This is a genomic window from Streptomyces sp. NPDC051976 (assembly GCF_040680795.1).
In the GTDB taxonomy this organism is placed as follows: Bacteria; Actinomycetota; Actinomycetes; order Streptomycetales; family Streptomycetaceae; genus Actinacidiphila.
In genome coordinates this window covers 1-16,484 of record NZ_JBFAXL010000041.1, presented here as the reverse complement: position 1 = coordinate 16,484, position 16,484 = coordinate 1, and the positions used below count along the sequence as shown (strand labels likewise).

Below are 16,484 nucleotides of genomic sequence, written 5' to 3'. Positions count from 1 at the left end.
GGTGGGGCGGGGCGGGGCTGGCGGTCTTCGGGCGGCGGTCAGCCGAGCGAGCGGTAGAGCTCGGGGCGGCGGTCGGCCAGATACGGGGTGTCCGCCCGGACGGCCGCGATCAGCGCGAGGTCGGCGTCGGCGACCAGCAGTTCCTCGCCGGTCCCGGCACGGGCGCGGACCACGCCGTCGGGACCCGCCAGGCAGCTGAGCCCGGTGAAGTGGAACTCGCCCTCGGCGCCGCTGCGGTTGACGTACGCCACATGGAGCTGGCTCTCGTACGCGCGGGCCGGGACGAGGGTGTGGGGGACGAACTCGTACGGCCGCATCAACGCCGTGGGGACGACGAGGAGTTCGGTGCCGGCCAGCGCGTGCGCGCGGACCGTCTCGGGGAACTCCACGTCGTAGCAGATGAGCAGGCCGACGCGGACGCCGTCGAGGGTGGCCTGGACGACGGGGGTGTCGCCGGGGGTGAAGGCGGCCCGCTCGAAGTCGCCGAACAGATGGGTCTTGCGGTAGTCGGCGAGCGGGGCGCCGTCCGGGCCGACCAGGCGCACCGCGTTGTAGACCGCGTCGCCGTCGCGTTCGGGGTAGCCGTAGGCGATGGCGAGGCCGTGGCGGGCGGCGATCTCGGCGACCCGGTGGGCGGACGGGCCGTCGGCGGGCTCCGCGAGCGCCGCCACCTGGTCGCCGATCGCGTACCCGGTCAGGTACATCTCGGCGGTGGCCAGCAGCCGGGCACCCTCGGCGGCGGCCCGGCGGGCGGCGCCGTCGAGCGCGTCCAGCGACTCCGTCACGGAGCCGGGCACGCCCGCGGGGCCCTGGAGGAGCGCGGTGCGCAGCGACGACATCGAACCTCACGCAGGGTCGGGCGCGCCGGGGAGGCGGCCAGTTAGGGGGACGCCTACGACGGTACGGTCGGCCGTCCCGCACGGACAAGGCGCGGTTGTTCGTCCGGAGCAGCGATCCGTTGCGTCTTTTCTGCCCGCTTCGGCGATTCGTTGCGCCCTGTGACCCACGTCGCTTCCCGGGCCCCGGACCCGCCCCCGGGACGCTCCGAAACCCGCCCCGGACCGGCTGTCAGGTGGGCGATCCCGAGCTGTAGCGGCGCAGCAGCGGCGACAGCACCAGCACCGACTTGGTCCGCTCCACGAAGTGCTCCCCCGCGATCCGCTCCAGTACCCGCTCGAAGTGGCGTACGTCGGAGGCGAAGACCTGCACGACGGCGTCCGCGTCGCCGGTGACGGTGGAGACGGACGCGACCTCGGGGTAGCGGGACAGGCCGTGCAGGATGTCGTTGGGCGAGGTGTTGCGGCGGCAGTAGATCTCGATGAACGCCTCGGTCTGCCAGCCGAGCGCCGCCGGGTCCACCCGTACGGTGAAGCCGGTGATGGCGCCCTCGGCCAGCAGCCGGTCGACCCGGCGTTTGACGGCCGGCGCGGACAGGCCCACCTGGGCGCCGATGTCGGCGTAGGAACGGCGGGCGTCCTCGGCGAGGGCGTGCACGATGCGTTCGTCGAGATCGTTGAGCAGCTTCACAACTCGCAGGATAGAGACATCCGGGGGCAGATCCGGGCGTCGGCCCCCGGGACCCGCCCCTCGGCGGGGGCGGGATCCCTGGCGGAGCGGCGGGTCCCCGGGCGTGTCCTAGGTCCAGCTGGCGTGCAGCGGCTTGCCCTCGGCGTAGCCGGCCGCGCTCTGGATGCCGACGATGGCCTTCTCCTCGAACTCGGCCAGCGAGGCGGCGCCCGCGTAGGTGCAGGAGCTGCGGACACCGGCGATCACCGCGTCGATCAGGTCCTCGACGCCCGGCCGCGCCGGGTCGAGGAACATCCGCGAGGTGGAGATGCCCTCCTCGAACAGCGCCTTGCGGGCCCGGTCGTAGGCCGACTCGTCACTGGTGCGGTTGCGGACCGCGCGAGCCGAGGCCATCCCGAAGGACTCCTTGTACGGGCGTCCGTCCGCGGTGTGCTGCAGGTCGCCCGGCGACTCGTAGGTACCGGCGAACCAGGAGCCGATCATCACGTTGGAGGCACCGGCGGCCAGCGCCATGGCCACGTCGCGCGGGTGGCGCACCCCGCCGTCCGCCCAGACGTGCTTGCCGTACTTGCGGGCCTCGGCGGCGCACTCCAGCACCGCGGAGAACTGCGGGCGGCCGACACCGGTCATCATGCGGGTGGTGCACATGGCACCGGGGCCCACGCCGACCTTGATGATGTCGGCGCCCGCCTCGATCAGGTCGCGCACGCCCTCGGCGGCCACGATGTTGCCCGCGACCACCGGCACCCGCGGGTCGAGACCGCGCACCGCGCGGACCGCGGCGATCATCGACTCCTGGTGGCCGTGCGCGGTGTCGACGACCAGGGTGTCCACCCCGGCGTCGAGGAGCTGCTTGGCCTTGCCCGCCACGTCGCCGTTGATCCCGACGGCGGCGGCGATCCGCAGCCGCCCGCGGTCGTCGACGGCGGGCTCGTAGAGGGTGGCGCGCAGCGCGGCCTTGCGGGTGAGGATGCCCGCCAGCCTGCCGTCGCCGTCCACGGCGGGCGCCAGCTTGCGGTGCGCGTCCTCCAGCCGGTTGAACGCCTCCCGCGGGTCGATGCCCTCGTCGAGCAGCAGCAGGTCGCGGGACATCACCTCGGAGAGCTGGGTGAAGCGGTCCACTCCGGTGAGGTCGGACTCGGTGACGACACCGACCGGCCGCCCGTCCTCCACGACCACGCCCGCGCCGTGCGCCCGCTTGGGCAGCAGCGACAGCGCGTCGGCGACCGTCTGCGAGGGCGCCAGGGTGATCGGGGTGTCCAGGACGAGGTGGCGGTCCTTGACGTAGCCCACGACGTCGGCGACCACGTCGATCGGGATGTCCTGCGGGATGACCACCAGACCGCCGCGGCGGGCCATCGTCTCGGCCATCCGGCGCCCGGCGATGGCGGTCATGTTCGCCACCACCAGCGGGATGGTGGTGCCCGTGCCGTCGGGGGACCTGAGGTCCACACCCTGACGGGAGCCGACCGCACTGCGGCTCGGCACCATGAACACATCGTCGTACGTCAGGTCGTACGGCGGCTGGATGTCATTGAGGAAGCGCATACTAACTCTCTCACCTGCGAATTCATCTCGGCAGCGGCGGGAGGTCAGCACCGGACCGGCTACCCGGTCAGATTGCGGCTCCTACGCCATCATCACCGATATCCCCTGCTCAGGGCGAACCCACGCGTCAGCTCTGTGGCTTCGCCCGACCGGCAGCCGGGCCGTTCCGTACGTTCGTCCGAAGATCACCGGCGACCCGTGCGGGGGGGGCGGCCCGGGGCGCCGGTGCCGGGGCGGGGGCGGGGGCGGTCAGTCCAGACCGATCCACTGGCTGTTGAACGGCAGCGGGGTGGTCTGCCTGCCCAGCGGCAGTGTGCCGGGCAGGGCGGTGCTGTCGCTCCTGATCATCGAATAGCGCATCCGTCCCGCGGGCGCCCCGGCGTTGGCGGTCGCCCCGGCGCCGGACGCCTTGAAGTTCAGCCCGGAGGTCACGCCGTTGTAGAGGAACACCACGTAGTAGCGCCCGGCCGCCGCCCGGTACGGCTTCTCCCAGGCGACCCGGTTGACCTTCTGGCGTGCGGTGGAGGACCAGATCGCGGTCTGGTCGCCCGTCCTGGCCACCAGCGCGCCGCGGGAGTCGTACAGCCCGATGACGTTCTCGCCGGGGGTGAGGCCGCTGGTCTGCGCGCCGGACAGGCCGTACAGCACATGGGTGAGCGTCGCGGGGGCGCGCAGCAGGACGGCGGTCAGGAAGAGGTAGCCGTTGGTGCGGGCGGTGGGGTTCCAGGTGGCTCCGGCGGCGGACGGGTCGTAGTTCCAGGTGAGCAGCCCCTGGTCGGCCGGACCCCATTCAGGCCCGCTCCCCGCGCTCCCCGAACCGCCGCCGCCGACGCCCCCGGAGTCGCCCCCGGAGTCGGCCCCGGAACCGCTTCCCGAGCTGCATCCCGACAGTGCCGCCGCGCAGAGCAGCGCGGCGGCACCGAGCACGGCGACGGTGGTACGAGTGGTGCGCATGGTCCCCCCTGGGCGTACGCGGCGAACGGGTCCGGCGTGACGTCACGAGAGTTTTGCCGGATGTTTCCTCCCGCGACCGAACCGACCCGCGCGATACCCGATCTGACCCAGCGCTGGATTGTCCGGCCGAAGGGAAGAGGAGCGGGTGCGCGGTTCGGTTGCTTCGAGCGGGGTCACGGATTACGGCGCGGACACCGGCCGGATAGCGGGCCTGCCGTTGCGCAGACACCATGTGCTGCTCTCCGGGTGGACGGCGCTGTGGTTCCTCGTCGTCGCGCCGCGCGGCGGTGTCTCCTGGCACTATCTGCGCCAGGGCGAGCAGTTGCTCTTCAGCGGCGCGCCCGACGGCGGTCTGTCGGTCTACGCCCACCACCCCGAGCTGCAGATCGGCCCGGTCAGCCTGGTGGCGGCCAGGCTCTTCGCGCCGTTCCCCGACCGGGTGGGCCAACTGCTGGCCGAGGCGGTGATGTCGGCGCTCGGGCTGGTGATGCTGGTCCTGGTGGGGCGGACGGCGGCCTGGTACCACCGGGGCACCGGCACCAACCACCGGCGGCTGCAACAGCGGCTGCTGGTGGCCGGGTTGGCCTTCATCCCGATGTGGGTGGAGGTCTCGGTCCGGTTCGGCCACCTCGACGACGTGCTGGCGCTGTTCTTCACCACGCTCGCCGTGCACGAGGTGGCCCGGCAGCGGCCCACCGCGGTGGGGATATGGCTGGCGCTCGCGGCGGACTCCAAGCCCTGGGCGCTCGGTTTCCTGCCGCTGGTCCTCGCGCTGCCCCGGCCACTGTGGGGACGCGCGCTGGCGTGGCTGGTCGGGCTGACCGCGCTCGCCTGGCTGCCGTTCTACCTGGGCGACCTGGGGTCGGTCTCCGCCGCGAGGTTCACCATCCCCAACCAGCCCGCCTCGTCCCTGCGCTGGCTGGGCGTCTCGGACCCGTCGACGCCCTGGTGGGACCGCCCGGCGCAGTTCGCGGTCGGCATGGGGCTCGGCGCGGCCGCGGTGTGGCGCGGTCGCTGGCCCGCCGTGGTGCTGCTCGGCGCCGACGCGCGCATCCTGCTCGACCCCAGCGTCTACACGTACTACACCGCCTCGGTCCTGCTCGGCACGCTGCTGTGGGACACCGTCGGGCAGCGGCGGCTGGTGCCCTGGTGGAGCTGGATCGCGTTCGCGACGCTCTACGGCGGGGCGCTGCTGGTGCCGTCCAGCTCCACCCGCGGCCTGCTGCGGCTGGCGTTCGTGGTGGTGTCGGCCGCGGCCGTCCTGCTCTGGCCGGCCAGGACGCGGCGCCGCCGTCGGCGGGCGGCGGGGCGCGGCGGGTAGCCGGGCGAGCCGCGATGCCCGGGCGGGTCAGCCGCCGCGGACGTCGTCGCCCGCGAGGGTGACGGTCAGTACGGCGTCGGTGCCGCGCCAGAAGACCTCGGCGTCGCGCAGGATGTCCTTCACGATCCGCCACTCGCGCGGCATCGCCGCCGCGTACTCCTGCCAGCCGCGCACGGTGAGCCGGCGCCCGCCGGCCGGGGCGGGGCACCACGACAGGTCGGTGAGGCAGTCGGCGAGGGCGTCCCAGTTGCGGCCGAACCAGTCCGGCAGATGCAGCTCGGCGGTGCAACGGTCCATGAACGCCTGGCGGTTCACCACGCCGGTCAGGTCGAGCAGCACGTGCGTCGGGTGCCCGGGACGGTCGCCGTCCGGCGGTGGGGTGACCGTCATCGCGGGGACCGCCTCGGAGGTCTGGTAGGGGTGGTCGGTGCGTGCGGCGCCGACCCCCCTGTGGACCGGGGCGCCCGCGCGCGGAGCGGACCGCAGCAGCATGCCGCAGATGCTGCCACACCAGGTCACCCGAGTCGCGGTACGCGACTACGTGCCGTCAGGATCCGCCCGGTCGAGTGCGGGGCGGGGCGCCGGGCCGGTCGCGTGCAGCAGGTGGTCGGCGGCGGCGGTGTCGGTCACCAGGCTGGTGACCAGTCCTGAGCGGAGCACCGCGTCGATCGCGGCGGCCTTGCTGGTGCCGCCCGCGATGGCCAGCACCTCGGGGATCCGGCGCAGCCGGTCGGCCTCGATGGTGATGCAGCGCTCGCCCAGGTCGCGGCCGACCCGGCGGCCCTGCGCGTCGAACAGGTGCGAGGACATCTCCGCGGCGACCCCGAGGCCCGCGTAGTGCTCGCGCTCCTTGTCGGTGAGCGCGTCGTGCACGGTGGAGATCCCGGCCGCCCAGGAGCCGATGGAGACCACCGCGACGGTCACCTTGTCGAAGTAGCCCATGGCGGCGGCGATCCCGCTCTGCGCGCGCAGCGCCGCGGCGGTGGCCGGGTCCGCGAGCACCATCGGGGCGTAGAGCGGGTGGGCCTCGCCGCCGGAGACCGCGGCGGCGGTACGGACCGCCTCGACGGAGCCGCGCTCCGCGGTGCCCACGTCGTACACCCCGGTGAGCTGGACGACCGTGCAGGGCGCGAGCCGGTCCAGCGCGTTGGCCATGGTGATGATGGAGCGGCCCCAGGCCAGGCCCAGCACATCGCCGTCGGCGACCAGCTCACCGAGCAGGTCGGCGGCGACCGCGCCCAGGTTCTCCGGGTCGGGGGCGTCCGCCTGGTCCGGCGGGGTCTCCACGACGACGGCGTGCCGCAGACCGTAGTGGGCGCGCAGGGCGTCGGAGCGCTCGGCGTCGAGCTCGGCGGGGACCCGGATCTCGATCCGCACCAGATCCCGTTCGAGCGCGGTCTCCAGGACGCGGGCCACCTTGAACCGGCTGACCCCGAACTCCTCGGCGATCTGGATCTTCGACTTGCCCTCCAGATAGAAGCGACGTGCCATCGCCGCCGCCTGGACCATCTCGCCGGGGCCCATGCGCACCTGTGTGCGGCCTGTGCTCACGTCGCTACTCCCCAGTTGCCCATCTGATCCGCTCCGCGCTCATCCTCGCAGATGCAGCGGCCCTACGGGCGCGTAGTCCGGTGCGGTTCCCGGTGTCAGTGGGCGCATTTCGCGGCGGCCTGCTCGCGCAGCGCGCGGACGGCGGCGGCCGGGTCGTCCGCACCGTACACCGCGGAGCCCGCGACGAACACGTCCGCGCCCGCCTCCGCGCACCGCTCGATGGTCTCGGCGGACACCCCGCCGTCGACCTGGAGCCACATCTGCAGCCCGTGCTTGTCGATCAGCGCCCGGGTACGGCGGATCTTGGGCAGCATGATGTCGAGGAACGCCTGGCCGCCGAAGCCGGGTTCGACCGTCATGACCAGCAGCATGTCGAGTTCCGGCAGCAGGTCCTCGTAGGGCTCGATCGGGGTGGCGGGCTTGAGCGCCATCGACGCCCGGGCGCCCTTGGCCCGAATCTCGCGGGCCAGCCGGACCGGCGCCGCCGCGGCCTCCGCGTGGAAGGTGACCGAGCCCGCCCCGGCTTCCACGAAGGCGGGCGCCCAGCGGTCCGGCTGCTCGATCATCAGATGGCAGTCGAGCGGGATGCCGGTCGCCTTGCGCAACGACTCCACCACCGGGACGCCCAGCGTCAGGTTCGGCACGAAGTGGTTGTCCATCACGTCGACATGGAGCCAGTCGGCCCCTTCGACGGCCTGGGCCTCCTCGGCGAGCCGGGCGAAGTCGGCGGAAAGGATGCTGGGGCAGATCTGCACGCTCATGTGCCCAGCAAACCAGATACGGCACACCCGCGGACCGGCCGGGGCGCCCCTGGTGACCCGGGCCGGACGCGGACCGTGACAGTCCGTGCGTGTTACGGAAAACCGCCGCGCGCATCCCGAACGCCGGTGCCATGCTGGTGCCGACCACTCTCCAGGCAGCGCGTCGGAGGGCAGGGGGACACACCACGAGCGAACCTGGGGGCTGAACGCATGGCCGGCGGAGCTGGACGGATAGCGCACCTCGTGTGCGGGCGGCGCAGTAAGTGGGTGGTACTGGCGCTGTGGGTGATCGTGCTGGTGGCGGTCTCGCCACTGGCCCAGAAACTCACCGACGCGCAGAAGAACGACTCGGCGAACTGGCTGCCGAGCAAGGCCGAGTCCACCAAGGTGATCGACGAGCAGAAGGCATTCGTGCCCGAGTCGGCACCCGCGGTGCTCATCTACAACCGGCCGGGCGGACTCACCCCGGCCGACGTCACCAAGATCAACAGCGACGCGGCGTCGATCAGGAAGCTGACCGCGCACGGCATCGTGGGCGACCGTACGGTCGGCCCCAAGCTGGACCGTACGAGCGCCCCGCGGGCCGCCCAGCTCATCGTGCCCATCACCATCGACCCCAGCGGCTGGACCGCCATCTCGGACGCCGTCAAGGAGATGCGGGCCACCGCAGAGAAGGACACCAACGGGCTCCAGGTGCACATCACCGGGCCCGGCGGGTTCGCCGCCGACTCCAACGACGCCTTCTCCGGTATCGACGGCACCCTGCTCTTCGCGGCGCTCGGCGTGGTCATCGTGATCCTGCTGGTCACCTACCGCAGTCTGAGCCTGCTGTTCCTGCCGGTGATCTCCGTGGTCGGGGCGCTGTTCACCGCCGAGGCGGTGATCTATCTGCTCGCCAAGCACGCCGGTCTGGTGGTCAACGCGCAGAGCGGGGGCATCCTGACGGTCCTGGTGTTCGGCGCCGGTACGGACTACGCGCTGCTCTTGGTCGCCCGTTACCGCGAGGAACTGCGCCGGCACGAGGACCGGCACGAGGCGATGGCACTGGCGCTGCACCGGGCCGGTCCCGCGATCATCGCCAGCGCGGCCACGGTGGCGCTCAGCATGCTCTGCCTGCTGGCCGCCGACATGAACTCCACCTCGGGTCTCGGCCCGGTGGCCGCGATCGGCGTGATCGTGGCACTGCTGGCGATGGTGACCCTCTTCCCCGCCCTGCTGGTGATCTTCGGCCGCTGGGTGTTCTGGCCCGCCGTCCCGCACGTGGGCAGCGCGGAGCCCACCCAGACCGGCCTGTGGGCGAACATCGGCGACCGCGTCAGCCGCAAGCCGCGGACCGTCTGGGTCACCACCGTGGTGATCCTCGGCGCGCTCGGCCTCGGACTGTTCTCGCTCAACGCGCACGGCCTGTCCACCGCCGACAGCTTCACCAACACCCCGGACTCGGTGGTCGGCCAGACGGTCCAGGGCCGCTACTTCCCCGCGGGCGGCGGCCAGCCGCTGGTGGTGATCGCCCAGGCGGACAAGGCCGCCCAGGTGGCCGCCACACTCGGCACCGTCAAGGGTGTGGCGCCCGGCTCGGTCGGCACCCCACCGGGAATCCCCGCCACCAAGGACGGCAAGGCCTACCTGGAGGCGACCCTGGTCGACCGGCCCGACAGCCAGGCGGCGAAGAGCACCGTCGACCGGGCCCGCGACGCCGTGCACACCATCGCCGGAGCACAGGCCAAGGTCGGCGGCGGCACCGCGGTCCAGATCGACGCGGAACGCGCCTCGGCGCGTGACAACAAGCTGCTCATCCCGCTGATCCTGCTGGTGGTGCTGGTCATCCTCGCGGTGCTGCTGCGGGCCCTGGTGGCGCCACTGGTCCTCATCGGGACCGTGGTGCTGTCCTTCTGCGCCGCGCTGGGGGTGAGCGCCCTGGCCTTCAAGCACGTCTTCGACTTCGCGGGCCAGGACACGTCGTTCCCGCTGTTCGTGTTCGTCTTCCTGGTCGCCCTGGGCATCGACTACAACATCTTCCTGATGACCCGGATCCGCGAGGAGTCGATGCAGCACGGCACCCGGCAGGGTGTGCGCACCGGCCTCGCGGCGACCGGCGGGGTGATCACCTCGGCCGGTCTGGTGCTCGCGGGCACCTTCGCCGTCCTGGGCACCCTGCCGGTGGTCGGCTTCGCGGAGATCGGCTTCGCGGTCGCCTTCGGCGTGCTGCTCGACACCTTCGTGGTCCGCTCGGTGCTGGTCTCGGCGATCAGCCTCGACCTCGGCCACCGCGTGTGGTGGCCGAGCAAGCTCGACGCGCCGCACACCGCCGAGCCGCCGGCGGCGTCCGCACGCGAGCAGGACGTACCGGCCGAGCGCCACTGAGCCTCACCGCTGGACAGCGTCGTACGGCCCGAGCCCGCTACCGGGGCCCGGGCCGTACGGCTGTCGGCGTCAAGGGAGTTCAGGCCGTACGGCGCAGCAGCGACAGGAACATCGCGTCGGTGCCGTGCAGATGCGGCCAGAGCTGGATGTCGGGGCCGTCGCCGAGCGCGGGCACGCCGGGCAGGTACGGGCGGGCGTCGATCCGCTCGGCCGTCACGGCCACTCCCCCGCGCGCCTGTGCCGCGTCGCGCAGCACATCGTCGACGACCGCGCGGGTCTCCGCCAGATGCGGCGAGCAGGTCGCGTAGCCGACGACGCCGCCGACCCGCACGGCCCGCAGCGCCTCGGCCAGCAGGCCGCGCTGGAGCGGACCGAAACCGGCGACGTCCTCCGCGCGGCGCCGCCAGCGGGCCTCGGGACGGCGGCGCAACGCGCCCAGACCCGTACAGGGCACATCCACCAGCACCCGGTCGAAGGAGCCCTCGGCCCAGGCCGGGCGGGTGCCGTCGGCGACCACGACCTGGTACGGGCCGGGGTTGCCCGCCAGCGAGCGGGCCACCAGCCGGGCCCGGTGCGGCTGCTTCTCGGCGGCGACCAGTGCGGCACCGCGCTCCGCCGCCAGCGCGGCGAGCAGCGCCGCCTTGCCGCCGGGGCCCGCGCAGCCGTCGAGCCAGCGGGTGTCGCGGCCGTCCAGCGGCACGGCGGCCAGCGCGGCCGCGACGAGCTGGCTGCCCTCGTCCTGCACACCGGCCCTGCCCTCGGCCACCGCCTCGACGCCCGACGGGTCGCCGCCCTCGGCCATCCGTACCGCGTAGGGCGACCAGCGGCCCGGCTCGCTGGTGCCCGGCGGCATCGAGTCCGCCAGTTCCCGCGGGGTGGACCGGCCGGGCCGGGCCACCAGGGTGACCTCGGGCCGTTCGTTGTCCGCGGTCAGCAGGTCCTCGATGCCGGCCCGCCCGCCGCCGAGCGCGTCCCACAGCGCGGAGACCACCCAGCGCGGGTGCGAGTGCACGACCGCCAGATGCTCCTCGGGGTCCTCGTCGTACGGCGGCGCCACCTCCTCCAGCCAGCCGTCGAGGTCGCGCGCGGAGATCCGGCGCAGCACCGCGTTGACGAACTTCGCCCGCCCGTCCCCGAGCACCACCCGGGCCAGTTCCACGGTGGCCGAGACGGCCGCGTGGGTGGGGATGCGGGTGCCGAGCAACTGGTGGGCGCCGAGCCCCAGCACGTCGAGCACCGGCGGGTCGACCTCGCGCAGCGGCCGGTCGACACAGGCCGCGATCACCGCGTCGTAGGTGCCCTGCCTGCGCAGCGTCCCGTAGACCAGCTCGGTGGCGAGCGCCGCGTCCCTGCGGTCGAACTGCCTGCCCCGCCGCACCGCGTCCTGCTCGGCCGCGCGCAGCAGCCCCGGCAGCACCAGGTTGGCGTACGCGTCGCGCTCCTCCACCGCCCGCAGCGCCTCGAAGGCGAGGATGCGCACCGGGTCCTTCTGGGGACGCCGGTGGGGTCTGCCGCCCTGCGGCTTGCCCTGGGGACGGCGGCGCGGCTGGTCGTTCACAGGCAAGGTGCTCCGGATGTCGGGGGGTGGTGAGGTGTCCAGCGTACGGGGCAGGTCAGGTGGCCTGCGCGCCCAGCAGGGTGCCGGAGGCGACGCGGGTGCCGCGGGCCCAGTCGGCGGCGGGCATGCGCTTCTTGCCCTGCGGCTGGACGTCGCCGAGGCGGACCGCGTGGCTGCCGGTGCCCACATGGACGGCGTTCTTGGCGACGGAGAGCTCGCCGGGTGCCAGATCGGTACGGGCCGGGTCCGGGGTGACCGGGCCGAGCTTGAGCCGCTCGCCGTCGACGAGGGTCCAGGCGCCGGGCGCCGGGGTGCAGCCGCGCACCAGCCGGTCGACCCGGAGCGCGGGCGCGGCCCAGTCGACGGCCGCGTCCTCGACGGTGATCTTCGGGGCGAGCGTGATGCCGTCGCCGGGCTGGGTACGCGCCTCCAGGCGGCCGTCCTCGATGCCGTCCATGGTGGCCACCAGCAGTCCCGCGCCGCTGTGCGCGAGGCGTTCCAGCAGGTCGCCGCTGGTGTCCGCGGGCCGGATCTGCTCGGTGAGCACGCCGTAGACCGGCCCGGAGTCCAGGCCCTGCTCGATCAGGAAGGTCGAGGCGCCGGTCACCTCGTCACCGGCCATCACCGCGTGCTGGACGGGCGCCGCGCCACGCCACGCGGGCAGCAGCGAGAAGTGCAGGTTGACCCAGCCGTGCGCGGGCACCTCCAGAGCCACCTTGGGCAGCAGCGCGCCGTACGCGACGACCGGGCAGCAGTCGGGGGCGATCTCGCGCAGCCGTGCCAGGAAGTCCTCCTCGCGCGGCCGGGCGGGCTTGAGCACCTCGATCCCGGCCTCCTGGGCGCGCTGCGCGACCGGGCTGGCCAGCAGCTTGCGGCCGCGGCCGGCGGTCGCGTCGGGCCGGGTCACGACGGCGACGACCTCGTGCCGGTCGGAGGCCAGCAGGGCGTCCAGGGCGGGAACGGCGACCTCGGGGGTGCCGGCGAAGACGAGCCTCATCGTGCGGGGTGTGCCTCTCGGTTGAGGTGGGGTTACAGCGCGCGGCCGAAGGTGTCGTGCGGGGAGATCCGCACCCGGGGCCTGCCCTCGCCCGCGGCGCCCCAGCCGTCGGGGCCCTCCGTCGCCTCGCGGATCGCCTTGAGCGCGGCCTTGCGCTGCTCGGTGTCGAGCCGGTCGATGAAGATGATGCCGTCCAGGTGGTCCGTCTCGTGCTGGATGCAGCGGGCCAGCCGCTGGGTGCCCTCGACAGTCACCGGGTCGCCGTACATGTTGAAGCCCTTGGCGACGACGCCGTACGCCCGCTTGCAGTCGTACGTCAGCCCCGGCAGGGACAGGCAGCCCTCGGGGCCGTCCTGCTCCTCCTCGCTGAGGCTGAGGTCGGGGTTGATCAGGTGGCCCAGCTCGCCGTCGACGAAGTACGTGAACACCCGCAGGGAGACGCCCAGTTGCGGCGCCGCCAGCCCCGCACCGGGTGCGGCCTGCATGGTCTCGGTCAAGTCCTTGACGAGGGTGCGCAGTTCCGCGTCGAAGGTGGTGACCGGCTGGGCCGTCATACGCAGCACCGGGTCGCCGAAGAGACGGATGGGCTTGACGGACACGGGAGCGGGCTCCTGTCGCGGGGTCGGCGGACGGACAAGGGTCAATTCTAGATGTGCCGCGGGGGCGGCGCGGCGGGGGTGCGTGGCGCGTCCGCGCGCCCCCCGACCGGAAGGCCGCGCCTCTTCCTGCGTGACTCCTTGGGCGGCTGACGCGTTGGTCAAGAGAGTTTGACCGAAATCGGGTCAATGCACACGGCCCGATCCTCAGTAACCGCCGGTTGGAGAGGCTTGTTGATGCCCGACCACGCAACCCCTGACGCCCAGGCACGGGCAAGCCTGCACCTCCTGGTGCGGGACATCGAGAGGGTCCGCCGACAGGTGGACGCACTACGGACCCTGACCGCCCAGTTGGGCAATGTCTACCGGCCGCGCCGCAGCGGCCCCACCGCCGGATTCGTGGTGTACGGCCGCGCGCCCGCCCCGACCGTCCGGCTCGCTCAGGAACTGCGGGACAGCGTGGAGACCCTGGTCACGGCGGCGGTGGAGTTCGACCGCTCCCTGGGCTTCTCCTGGGACGCCGTCGGCTCGGCGCTGGGGGTGACGAAACAGGCGGTCCACCGCCGCTACGGCGGCCGTCGCAGCGCCCCGCCGGGACCGGACGAGCAGGCGGCCCGCCCCTCGTCGGCCACCGGCAGCCCGCTGACCTCGGTGCCGGCCGCGCGCTCGATGCCCGGCCCGCTGCCCGCCCGCGACGACCCCGCCGCCGGCGCGGTGGCCGGCGCCCTCCCGAGCGCCCTCCCCGGCCCCCGCACGGGCTGACAGCACCGCACCACCCGAACCCACGCCCCGCCGTTCCCCACGCCGACAGGTGGAACGCCGGGGCGTCGGCACGCCGGGGCGTCGCCGTACGTCGCCCCGTACGGCTGCGGCAGGCTCAACCGATGTCGGTCGGGTCCATGCGGATGTGCACCGGGGCGGGACTGCCCTTGGTGGCGCGGGCGATCTGGGCCTCCTTGAGGGCGGCGGCCAGGGCGGAGCCGCTACCGGGCGGGACGCGCAGCAGGAGGCGTTCCCACTGCTCGCCGGGGGGCGGGGTGCCGTGGCGGCGGGTGCGGGTGGCGGAGACGGCGGGGACCGGCAGCGGGACCGGGCCGAGCTGGTCGGTGCCGGGCGGCAGCCGGACCAGGTCGACGAGTTCGGCGACCGCGGCGGGCGAACCGGTCACCGAAGCCATCCGGGAGACCGGCGGGAAGCGCAGCTCCGCCCGTTCCGCCAGCTCGCGCAGGGCGTGCCCGGCCGGGTCCCAGCGCACCAGCGCCTGCACCGGTCGGAGCGTCGGCTCGCCGAGCACGACGACGGTGCCGCCCTCCCCCGCGGGCCGTACCAGCGCCGCCGCGAGCGCCCAGCGGCGCAGCGCCTCCTCGCCCGCGCGCAGGTCGGGCCGGTTGAGCAGGGCCCAGCCGTCCAGCAGCAGCGCCGCCGCGTAGCCGCCGTCGGCGACCGGCTCGGCGCCCGGGGTGGCGATGACGAGCGCGGGCGCGGCGCCGACCGAGGCGAGGACGGCGTCCCGGCCGGAGGTGCGGACCGGCACCTTGGGGAAGGCGCGGCCCAGCTCCTCGGCGGTGCGCCGGGCGCCCACGATCGAGGCGCGCAGCCGGAAGCCGCCGCACTCGGGGCAGTGCCAGTCGGCGGCGGGCCGCCCGCACCAGCCGCAGTGCGGGGTGCCGCCCTGGTCCCGCAGCTCCAGCGGGCCCGCGCAGGCCGTGCACCTGGCCGGCGCCCGGCAGCTGCCGCAGGCCAGCTTGGGCACATAGCCGCGGCGCGGCACCTGGACCAGCACCGGGCCGCGGGCCAGTGCGTCCCGGGTCACCGTCCAGGCCAGGGACGGCAGCCGGGCGGCCCTGGCCGCCTCGTCCCGCGCCTGGTCGGCGTCGCCGACGGTACGGATCAGCGGTGCCGCGGACCGTACCGCGTCGCGGTGCGCGGCCAGCGGCAGCGCCCAGCCGCTCTCCACGAGCTGGGCGGCCTCGACGGTGCTGGTGAGGCCGCCGAGCAGGAACGCGGTGCGCTCCTCGGCCGCGCGCAGCAGCAGTACGTCGCGGGCGTGCGGCTGCGGCGCGTGCGGCTCGGCGTGGCTGGAGTCCCCGTCGTCCCAGAGCGCGACCATGCCGAGGTCGGCGACGGGCGCGAACATCGCGGCCCGGGTGCCGACGACCACGCGCACCGCGCCCCGGCTGACCGCCAGCCATCTGCGGTACCGCTCCTCGGGGCCGAGGTCGGCGGTGAGCAGCACATGGCGGCCCTCACCGAGCAGTTCGGTGAGCGCGGCGTCGACCCGGGCCGCGGCCCGGCCGTCGGGCAGCACGGCCAGCGCGCCGCGGCCGGAGGCGAGGGTGGCGGCGAGCGCCGCGGCCAGCTCCCCCGGCCAGTGCGGGCCGGGCAGCGCCAGCCAGACCGCCCGCGGGGTGTCGCCGCGGGCCAGCGCCTGCAGATACGCCGGGCCGGTGGCGTACCGGGCCCAGCTGCCGGGCTCCGGCGGCCCGTGCCCGGTCCCCCCGGTCGACGGTGCTTGCGGGGACTCCTCCCGCTCGGCCCGCGCCATCCGCGGCGGCACCGCGAGCTGCACCACGTCCGCGAGCGCGCCCGCGTACCGGTCGGCGACCTGGCGGCACAGCTTCAGCAGTGGCGGGGTGAGGACCACTTCCGTGGACAGCACCTGGGCGAGCGGGGCGAGCGGGCCCCGGAAGTCGCTCTCCGCGCGGCGCTCCACGATGAAGCCGTCGTGCAGGGTGCCGCCCTCCCGGCGGCCCTTCACCACCCGGGCGCCGAACCTCACCCTCACCCGCACGCCCGGGCGGGCCTCCTCGTCCATCGCGGCCGGCACCGCGTAGTCGAAGAACTGGTCCAGGTGCAGCAGGCCCTTGTCCACCAGCACCCTTGCCACCGGCAGTCCCTCCGCGAGTGGCGCTCCGCGCCAGGTTCGCGGTTTTGCCTTCGGCTCCTTCGCCTTCCGCACGGTCTCCCGGATGAGCGCCAGCTGCTCCCCTCCCCCCGGGGTGCCTTCCGCCCCGGGATGCGCCCCCTCGTCCCCCATCTCGCCGCTCACCTTCTGATTCTTACCAGAAGCCTCCGACAAGGCTGTGCCCCGAAGGGGCGCGGGGAAGCGCGCTGCGCTTGCGGAGGCCCAGGCACCGGACGTGCCCCGAAGGGGCGCGGGGAACTGCGCGCTCAGCCCCCACCGGCCGGTGGTCCGAAGACCACGCGTCTGCCCCATTGGGGCCGGTGGTGACCTACAGCCACGCGACGGCTGGTCGCGCAGTTCCCCGCGCCCCGACGGGGGGGGGGCCCCCGCCCCATCCGAAGA

General features: G+C 74.1%; 14 protein-coding genes. 3 read left to right on the top strand and 11 right to left on the bottom strand.

Annotated elements, in window-relative coordinates:
* Positions 1-38 precede the first annotated feature (38 nt).
* From AB0M29_RS31515 to AB0M29_RS31500, 4 genes are all read right to left on the bottom strand, one after another.
* Complete coding sequence (locus AB0M29_RS31515) at positions 39-839, bottom strand: carbon-nitrogen hydrolase family protein (RefSeq protein WP_365388836.1); 801 nt, start codon at positions 837-839, stop codon at positions 39-41.
* A 229-nt stretch (positions 840-1,068) separates the two neighbouring features.
* A complete protein-coding gene (locus AB0M29_RS31510; RefSeq protein ID WP_365388945.1) occupies positions 1,069-1,521 on the bottom strand; it encodes an Lrp/AsnC family transcriptional regulator in 453 nt (150 codons plus the stop codon).
* A 114-nt stretch (positions 1,522-1,635) separates the two neighbouring features.
* Positions 1,636-3,075 carry a GuaB1 family IMP dehydrogenase-related protein gene (locus AB0M29_RS31505; protein WP_365388833.1) on the bottom strand — a complete coding sequence of 480 codons (1,440 nt, stop codon included), beginning with the start codon at positions 3,073-3,075 and terminating at the stop codon, positions 1,636-1,638.
* Between the two features lie 249 nt (positions 3,076-3,324).
* Complete coding sequence (locus AB0M29_RS31500) at positions 3,325-4,029, bottom strand: hypothetical protein (RefSeq protein ID WP_365388832.1); 705 nt, start codon at positions 4,027-4,029, stop codon at positions 3,325-3,327.
* Positions 4,030-4,240: 211 nt separating this feature from the next.
* Between AB0M29_RS31500 and AB0M29_RS31495 the strand changes: the two genes are divergently transcribed.
* On the top strand, positions 4,241-5,350 hold the full coding sequence (locus tag AB0M29_RS31495) for a hypothetical protein (protein ID WP_365388943.1): 1,110 nt from the start codon (positions 4,241-4,243) through the stop codon (positions 5,348-5,350).
* Positions 5,351-5,377: 27 nt separating this feature from the next.
* Here the strand turns inward: AB0M29_RS31495 and AB0M29_RS31490 are convergent, their stop codons facing one another.
* From AB0M29_RS31490 to rpe, 3 genes are all read right to left on the bottom strand, one after another.
* On the bottom strand, positions 5,378-5,842 hold the full coding sequence (locus AB0M29_RS31490) for a barstar family protein (protein WP_365388829.1): 465 nt from the start codon (positions 5,840-5,842) through the stop codon (positions 5,378-5,380).
* A gap of 45 nt (positions 5,843-5,887) precedes the next feature.
* Positions 5,888-6,874 carry a sugar-binding domain-containing protein gene (locus AB0M29_RS31485; protein ID WP_365388941.1) on the bottom strand — a complete coding sequence of 329 codons (987 nt, stop codon included), beginning with the start codon at positions 6,872-6,874 and terminating at the stop codon, positions 5,888-5,890.
* A gap of 122 nt (positions 6,875-6,996) precedes the next feature.
* A complete protein-coding gene (rpe, locus tag AB0M29_RS31480) occupies positions 6,997-7,662 on the bottom strand; it encodes a ribulose-phosphate 3-epimerase (RefSeq protein ID WP_365388827.1) in 666 nt (221 codons plus the stop codon).
* 210 nt (positions 7,663-7,872) lie between these two features.
* Between rpe and AB0M29_RS31475 the strand changes: the two genes are divergently transcribed.
* Positions 7,873-10,026 carry an MMPL family transporter gene (locus AB0M29_RS31475; protein WP_365388824.1) on the top strand — a complete coding sequence of 718 codons (2,154 nt, stop codon included), beginning with the start codon at positions 7,873-7,875 and terminating at the stop codon, positions 10,024-10,026.
* 79 nt (positions 10,027-10,105) lie between these two features.
* Here AB0M29_RS31475 and AB0M29_RS31470 read toward each other — a convergent pair whose 3' ends face one another.
* The 3 genes from AB0M29_RS31470 to def are packed head-to-tail and all read right to left on the bottom strand — an operon-like array spanning position 10,106 to position 13,180.
* A complete protein-coding gene (locus AB0M29_RS31470) occupies positions 10,106-11,584 on the bottom strand; it encodes a transcription antitermination factor NusB (protein WP_365388822.1) in 1,479 nt (492 codons plus the stop codon).
* Positions 11,585-11,639: 55 nt separating this feature from the next.
* Positions 11,640-12,581, bottom strand: coding sequence for a methionyl-tRNA formyltransferase (fmt, locus tag AB0M29_RS31465; RefSeq protein ID WP_365388820.1), 942 nt, complete (start codon positions 12,579-12,581; stop codon positions 11,640-11,642).
* A 32-nt stretch (positions 12,582-12,613) separates the two neighbouring features.
* Complete coding sequence (gene def, locus AB0M29_RS31460) at positions 12,614-13,180, bottom strand: peptide deformylase (protein ID WP_365388817.1); 567 nt, start codon at positions 13,178-13,180, stop codon at positions 12,614-12,616.
* 234 nt (positions 13,181-13,414) lie between these two features.
* On the opposite strand from def, the gene AB0M29_RS31455 reads away from it, so the two are divergent.
* A complete protein-coding gene (locus AB0M29_RS31455; protein WP_365388815.1) occupies positions 13,415-13,939 on the top strand; it encodes a hypothetical protein in 525 nt (174 codons plus the stop codon).
* 115 nt (positions 13,940-14,054) lie between these two features.
* Here AB0M29_RS31455 and AB0M29_RS31450 read toward each other — a convergent pair whose 3' ends face one another.
* On the bottom strand, positions 14,055-16,214 hold the full coding sequence (locus tag AB0M29_RS31450) for a primosomal protein N' (RefSeq protein WP_365388938.1): 2,160 nt from the start codon (positions 16,212-16,214) through the stop codon (positions 14,055-14,057).
* Positions 16,215-16,484: the final 270 nt, after the last annotated feature.